Source organism: Protofrankia coriariae (assembly GCF_001017755.1).
In the GTDB taxonomy this organism is placed as follows: Bacteria; Actinomycetota; Actinomycetes; order Frankiales; family Frankiaceae; genus Protofrankia; species Protofrankia coriariae.
In genome coordinates, this window is the sequence record NZ_JWIO01000116.1 from 1 (window position 1) to 1,830 (window position 1,830).

Below are 1,830 nucleotides of genomic sequence, written 5' to 3' on the forward strand. Positions count from 1 at the left end.
CGGGTCCGCCGGGGCCGCTCCCGGTCCTCCGGCGCGGTCGTGCCGCGCACACCAAGATCGGTCAACGCGGCGTCCACCTGGGAGATCAGATCGTCCGCTTCGGTGATCTGCTCCACGTCGTGGCTGGTGACGGCGTCGGTGCGGACGGCTTCGAGATCGGCGNGGCTTCGGTGATCTGCTCGATGTGATGGCTGGTCACCGCGTCGGTGCGGACGGCTTCGAGATCCGCGCGGAGCTGGACGAGGGTTTTCGCGTCGTCAGTCGGCGGGTCGGGGTCGGGGAGTGGTTCGTCGTCGAGGTGCCAGCCGGCCTTGCACTGCGCCATCCGCAGTTTGCGTGCCCGGTCCGCGCACGGCGGGCACTTCGATGCCAACGTGGCCCCGCACGGCACCGGGACGGTTTCCGTCTCGCCGGTGGTCAGGTCGATTCTCCGCATGGCCAGCGGGCGGAGGCACACCCCGTTGTCGACCGCGACCGCCTCGAGGACCTGCCGGGCCAGCGGGAGCCGCAGCCGCGCCGCCCGGCTCCCCGCCGCCGGGTCCGTGGTCGAGACGGTGCCGGTCGGACCGTCCGGATGCGCCGCCAGCCGGCCGGCCGGGTCCGTTCCGTGCGTCATGCGGCCCGCTCCTCCTGATCCTGGTCGTGGTTGTCGTGGTCCGGGCCGTCGCCGGCCGGGTCGGGGTCGGGCGGGTGGCCGGGGGGCGGTTCCCGGCAGCCACACACCCGCCCCCGCCCGACCGGCACCCGGCAACCGGTATCGGTGCGGTGCGCCGCCCACAGGTGCCGGCACCAGGAGCACAGCGGCAGCACGAACACCGGGGCGTAGCCGTCCGGTCCGCTCATGCCGCCCAGCCGTCGACGTCCGGAGTCCACCCGCCGCTGGGATCGTCCAGACCAACGACCTGACCGGTCACCGGTGGCCGGTAGCGGTGCGCCATCCGGGAGATCTCGGCGTCGTCGATCCAGGCGGCCCGCACCCGCACCGGGTCGGCCTGCCCGTCGGCCAGCACATAGCCCACCCCGGGCAGCCCCTCGGGAATCTCCTCCGCCCGCGCCCCGCGGTCGCGGGCGCCGTCCCCCAGGACCAGGTCGACTTGGTCGGGTTCGGTCAGCCGCAGCGCGACCCGGACCGGGAACAGGTCCCGGAACGGGAGCACCTCTTTCCGCGGGTCCTGCACCGCCCCGATCACCACCACGCCGGGTGCCCGGCCCTGCGAGAGCAGCAGCGGCAGCGAGGCGGCCAGCCGCCGCTTGAGCTCCCGGTCGGTGACGTAGGCGGTGAGCGCGGCGAGCTCGTCGACGATCACGACGATCAGTGGCTCGTCGGCGGTCGGGGTGTGCAGCCGGGTCACCCCGCGGAGCCGTCCGGCCCGGCCGCGCATGACCGATACCGCGTCGTCGAGCAGGTCGGCGATGCCGGCGGTGTCGGTGGCGAACCGGGTGAATATGTCCCGGCCGAACGCGAGTTCCATCCCGCCCTTGGGGTCGGCGACCCACAGTTCGACCAGGCCGGCGCGGACCGCCGGGCCGAGCCCGCGGATCGTCGCCCAGAGCACCGAGCCCTTGCCCGCCCCGGTGGCCCCGGCCACCAGCACATGGGCGCCGCGGACCGGCAGCCGCCAGGGCTGGCCGTCCTCCCGCCGGCCCACTGGAATCCCGGCCAGGTCCACCGGAGCGTCGTCATCCCAACCGTCACCGTCTCCGCCGTCCGCGTCCGGACCATCGATGTCGGCCGGGGGGACGAGGCCGGCGAGCGGGTCACGGTGGGTGAACTCCACCCAGATGTACCCCACCCGATCGGCGCGGATCCGGCATGCCTGCGCGCGGAAC

General features: G+C 74.4%; 2 protein-coding genes and 1 pseudogene. All 3 read right to left on the bottom strand.

Features of this window, described 5'->3' with window-relative positions:
- A pseudogene (locus FrCorBMG51_RS32290) lies at positions 1-616 on the bottom strand (replication initiator); the annotation flags it as partial.
- A complete protein-coding gene (locus FrCorBMG51_RS24455; RefSeq protein WP_047225354.1) occupies positions 613-843 on the bottom strand; it encodes a hypothetical protein in 231 nt (76 codons plus the stop codon). The pseudogene FrCorBMG51_RS32290 and the gene FrCorBMG51_RS24455, both read right to left, overlap by 4 nt.
- On the bottom strand, positions 840-1,830 hold a 991-nt coding region (locus tag FrCorBMG51_RS24460; protein WP_047225355.1), incomplete at its 5' end, for an FtsK/SpoIIIE domain-containing protein. The genes FrCorBMG51_RS24455 and FrCorBMG51_RS24460, both read right to left, overlap by 4 nt.

Bases quoted from the DNA above. Each gene is read 5' to 3' on its own strand.
- FrCorBMG51_RS24455 (WP_047225354.1), bottom strand. From the start codon at position 843: ATGAGCGGACCGGACGGCTACGCCCCGGTGTTCGTGCTGCCGCTGTGC.